The sequence below is a fragment of the Streptomyces phytophilus genome (genome assembly GCF_013870535.1).
In the GTDB taxonomy this organism is placed as follows: Bacteria; Actinomycetota; Actinomycetes; order Streptomycetales; family Streptomycetaceae; genus Streptomyces; species Streptomyces phytophilus.
Genome location: NZ_JACBXC010000400.1, coordinates 1 through 4,821, shown reverse-complemented (window position 1 = coordinate 4,821; position 4,821 = coordinate 1). Strand labels below are relative to the sequence as shown.

Sequence of the window (4,821 nt, the reverse complement as noted above, 5' to 3'; positions counted from 1 at the left end):
GAGCCGGTGCGGACCACCGTAGCCACGCGGCGGGCACCGCACCTCAGGGCTGACCCTGAACTTCCGCCTCCGCATCGCGGATGCCCCGCGCGCCCGCAACCGGGACAGGACCGTCCGCTTCCTCCGGCCGCGCGGCCAACTCCCCCACCGGATACGGCAGGATGGCGGGCACGCCGGATCGCACAGGCGTCCGGACGTGCACCCGTTCCCGAACGAAGACAGGTATCAAGGTGAACCGAGCCCTCACTCTGCACGATCTGGTCGTCGCCGGCTCCGCGGTCCTCGGCGGCATCGGCGTCGGCCTGCTGCTGCGCGTGCTGCTGGGCTGGCTGGGCAAGGGCGCGACGCGGACGAGCTGGGCCGGCGACGACATCCTCGTCGGCGCCCTGCGCACGATGGCCCCGTGGGGCGCGCTGGCCGGCGGCGTCTCGATCGCCGCCGCCTCGCTGCCGCTGAAGCGCCCGGTCGAGCACACCGTGGACCAGATCGTGGTCGCCGTGCTCATCCTGACGGTCACCGTCGCCGCCGCCCGGGTCGTCGCACAGCTCATGGGCGTCCGCTCGCAGGGCGTGGGCTCCGCCACGATCCTGGTGAACATCACACGCATCGCGGTGCTGGCGATAGGGCTGCTGATCCTGCTGGAGACCCTGGGCATCTCCATCGCCCCGCTGCTCACCGCGCTCGGCGTCGGCGGCCTGGCGGTCGCACTGGCGCTGCAGGACACGCTCGCCAACCTCTTCGCCGGGGTGCACATCCTGGCCTCCAAGACGGTGCAGGTCGGCGACTACATCCGGCTCAGCAGCGGCGAGGAGGGCTACGTCACCGACATCAACTGGCGCAACACCGTGATCCGCACCCAGTCGGACAACCTCGTCGTCATCCCCAACGACCAGCTCGCCAGCACCATCATGACGAACTACCACCGCCCGGAGCAGGAGTTGTCCATCGTCGTCCAGGCGGGCGTGGCGCTCTCCAGCGACCTCGACCTGGTCGAGCGGGTGACGGTCGAGGTGGCGCAGCAGGTCATGGCGGCGGTCGAGGGCGGCGTGCCGGAGTACGACCCGGTCGTCCGCTTCCACACCTTCGGCGACTCGCGCGCCGGCTTCTCGGTGGTGCTGCGCGCCGTCGAGTTCAGCGACCAGTTCCGGATCAAGCACGAGTTCATCAAGCGGCTGCAACTGCGCTACCGGGAAGAGGGCATCGAGATCGCCCACCCCGTCCGCAACGTCGTCCTGCACCACCAGGACGCCCCGGCGGCGCTGCTGCCGCGCCAGCGCGGGGCGTCGGACGTCCCCGCCGCGGGCAAGACCCTCGGCTGAACCGCGCCGCCCGCCGGGCCCGCCGCCTCCGCCTCCCGTGACGGCCCCGCCCGGTGATCCTTCCCGGCCCGGCGGGGCCGAACCGTCCGTGACCACACCCTAGTTTGCTCTTTCCAAAGACAAAGTGATGCTAATTCTGGTCGTAGGCATTGGCGTTGCGTCGAAAGAGGTCTAATCTCCAACCGGCCGCCGTCACATGTCGGGACGTGGACGGCGGGGGGACGTGAAGCCGCGCACGAGCCGCAGCGCGCGGGCCGATCAAGGACGGCGCAAACGGGTCGACCACCCAGGAGCGTGTCCAGCCGCCTTGCCGTCCAGCCCCTGGGAGGGGAAATGCTACGAAGACTGGCCCTGTTCGCCGCCGGCGCGGTCAGCGCCGCGCTGCTGGTCGCGCCCGGCGCGACCGCCGCGGCGCCGGAAGCCGCCGCGCAGCCGCCGCCTGACTCCGCCTTCGAGAAGATCACACTCAACGACCGTCCGGGCGAGCCGCTCGACCTCGCCGTCCTGCCGGACGAGCGGGTCCTGCACGTGACCCGCGCCGGCAAGGTCTGGCTCAACGACCCGGACAGCGGCGTGAACAAGCTGGCCGCCGAACTCGACGTGTACCAGCACGACGAGGAGGGCCTGCAGAACGTCGCCATCGACCCCGACTTCCGCAAGAACAAGTGGGTCTACCTCTACTACTCGCCGCCGCTGGACACCCCGGTCGACGACCCCGACACGCCCGTCAACGAGGGCGACGCTCCCTTCGAGGGCACGCAGGGGGACTGGGACCCCTACAAGGGCCACCTGCAGCTCTCCCGGTACAAGCTCAAGGGCGACACCCTCGACCTCGCCACCGAGCAGAAGATCCTCCAGGTCCCGGTCGACCGCGGCATCTGCTGCCACGTCGGCGGCGACATCGCCTTCGACTCCGCCGACAACCTGTACCTGACCACCGGTGACGACACCAACCCGTTCGAGTCCGACGGCTACGCGCCGATCGACGAACGGGACAGCCGCAACCCGGCGTTCGACGCCCAGCGGACCTCCGGGAACACCAACGACCTGCGCGGCAAGGTGCTGCGCATCAAGGTCCGCGGCGACGGCTCGTACGCGATACCCAGGGGCAACCTCTTCAAGCCGGGAACCGAGAAGACCCGGCCGGAGATCTACGCCATGGGCCTGCGCAACCCGTACCGGATGGAGATCGACCCGCAGACCGACGACGTCTACGTGGCCGACTACTCCCCCGACGCCCGCGAGAACAGCGACACCCGCGGCCCCGCCGGGCAGGGCAAGTGGCTGGTGCTCGACGAGCCCGCCAACTACGGCTGGCCGTACTGCGCCACCGGCCAGCTGCCGTACAACGACTACGACTTCGCCACCGGGACCTCCGGCGAGCCCTTCGACTGCGCCGAGCCGGTGAACACCTCGCCGCACAACACCGGCCGCACCGAGCTGCCCGAGGTGGAGCAGCCGGAGGTCTGGTACTCCTACGGCCAGTCCGCCGAGTTCCCGGGCCTGGGCACCGGCGGCATCGCCCCGATGGCCGGACCGGCGTACGAGTACAAGCCGTCGACCGAGGTGCGCAACCGGGCCGTGGCCTGGCCGCGGTACTACGACGGGACGCCGCTGTTCGCCGAGTGGGGCCGGGACTACATCAAGGAGTTCAGGCTCGACCGCTCCGGCGCCGTGGAAGCGGTCAACCCGGTCGCCCAGGGGGTCGGGAAGCCGCCCGTCGACAACCCCATGGACCTGGAGTTCGGCCCGGACGGTGCCCTCTACGTCCTGGAGTACGGCGACGGCTACTTCTCGGAGAACCCGGACGCGCAGCTCTCGCGGATCGACTACATCGGCCGCACCGGCAACCACGCGCCGAAGGCCGAGCTGGCCGCCACGCCGGTCAAGGGCCTCGCGCCGCTGACCGTCGAGTTCTCCGCCGAGGGCACCGCGGACCCGGACGGCGACCGGGTGCGCTACGCCTGGGACTTCGACGGTGACGGCAGGACCGACTCCACCGACGTCAGCCCCTCGTACACGTACGAGAAGGACGGCACCCACAAGGCGGCCCTGAAGGTCACCGACAGCAAGGGCCGGGCGGCGTACAAGGACGTCGACGTCGTCGTCGGGGACCAGGCGCCCGAGGTGACCCTGGTCAAGCCGGTCGACGACCAGGAGTTCCACTTCGGCGACGCGGTCGAGTTCGAGGTCACCGTGACCGACGAGGCCGAGGTGGACTGCAGCCAGGTCAAGGTGCACTACATCGTGGGCCATGACGCGCACGGGCACCCGCAGAGCACCACCGCGGGCTGCACCGGCACGATCCAGACCGAGCCCGTCGCGGGTCACGACCCCTCCGAGGGCAACGTCACCGGCGTGTTCGTCGCCGAGTACACCGACGCGGGCGGCCTGACCGGCAGCGACCGGGCCGTCACGAAGGCCGTCGGCTGACCTTCCGGTACGGCGCGGGGTGGCGTGCGCGCGTACGCCACCCCGCGGTTCCCACCCCGTCCACACCCGAACCTCGCAGGAGAGACACGACATGAGCAAGCCCAGCCTGCACCGCCGTGGATTCCTCCGGGCCGCCGCGGGTACCGCGGCCGGTACCGCCGCGCTCGCCGCGGGCGCCGGGGCCCTCGCGGCCCCCGCCGCCGCCCGCGGGCGCGGCGGCCTGATCCCCCGGGGCCGTATCGGCCTGCAGCTCTACAGCGTCCGCGACCAGATCCAGCAGCGCGGCTTCACGCCCGTGCTCCAGGAGCTGGCCGAGATCGGCTACAAGTACATCGAGTTCGCCGGCTACACCTCGCCGGCCGAGCCGGACATGACCGTCCCCAAGCTGCGCAAGCTGCTCGACGACAACGGCCTGCGCGCCGGCGGCGCCCACCTCGGGCTCGACGCGCTGCTCAACGCGGACACCCGCGAGCGGGAGTTCGAGAACGCCGCCGCGCTCGGCATGGACCTCGTCGGCACCGCCAGCGACTTCCCCGGCGGTACGGCGGCGGAGATCCAGGCCGGCGCCGACCGGTTCAACGAGTCCGGCGAGGTGGCCAGGAGCTACGGGCTGAAGGTCTACCAGCACAACCACACCAACGAGTTCGGCCCGGTCACCGACCGGCCGGGCAAGCGGCGCCACGACCTGTTCCTGAGCGGCACCGACCCGCGGTACGTCTTCCTGGAGCTGGACATCCTCTGGGCGTTCGGCGCCTCGGTCCGCTTCCGCGACCAGCTCGGCGAGTTCGACCCGCTGGACTACGTCAACGCCGCCCCGCAGCGCTACGTCGCCTTCCACGTCAAGGACGGCGTGCGGGACCCGGCGCAGACGAACCAGTACCGCGACGTCGTCTTCGGCCAGGGCGAGCTGGACTTCCGCCGCTTCTTCAGCGGGCTGCGGGCGCCGGGCCTGCCGCTGTACTTCTGGGAGCAGGACCGCGGGCCGCAGGAGCCGCAGGGCTCGATCTGGGCGGCCGAGACGAGCTACGACGCGATGGTGGCCCTGCGCGGCCGGGGCTGCTGAGACCCC

3 protein-coding genes are annotated in these 4,821 nt (G+C 71.2%); all 3 read left to right on the top strand.

Features of this window, described 5'->3' with window-relative positions:
* The first annotated feature begins 230 nt into the window (after positions 1–230).
* The 3 genes from H5J30_RS17815 to H5J30_RS17805 all read left to right on the top strand — a co-directional run bounded on the left by H5J30_RS17815 (position 231) and on the right by H5J30_RS17805 (position 4,815).
* The gene (locus H5J30_RS17815; RefSeq protein WP_181788408.1) at positions 231–1,319 is read left to right on the top strand and encodes a mechanosensitive ion channel family protein; all 1,089 of its coding nucleotides are present in this window, start codon (positions 231–233) and stop codon (positions 1,317–1,319) included.
* A gap of 333 nt (positions 1,320–1,652) precedes the next feature.
* Positions 1,653–3,752, top strand: a complete 2,100-nt coding sequence (locus H5J30_RS17810) for a PQQ-dependent sugar dehydrogenase (protein WP_181788407.1) — start codon at positions 1,653–1,655, stop codon at positions 3,750–3,752.
* A gap of 91 nt (positions 3,753–3,843) precedes the next feature.
* On the top strand, positions 3,844–4,815 hold the full coding sequence (locus H5J30_RS17805) for a sugar phosphate isomerase/epimerase family protein (RefSeq protein WP_181788406.1): 972 nt from the start codon (positions 3,844–3,846) through the stop codon (positions 4,813–4,815).
* Positions 4,816–4,821: the final 6 nt, after the last annotated feature.

Excerpts from the sequence above, each read along its gene's own strand:
- H5J30_RS17810 (WP_181788407.1), top strand. The coding sequence starts at position 1,653 with ATGCTACGAAGACTGGCCCTGTTCGCCGCCGGCGCGGTCAGCGCCGCG.
- H5J30_RS17805 (WP_181788406.1), top strand. The coding sequence starts at position 3,844 with ATGAGCAAGCCCAGCCTGCACCGCCGTGGATTCCTCCGGGCCGCCGCG.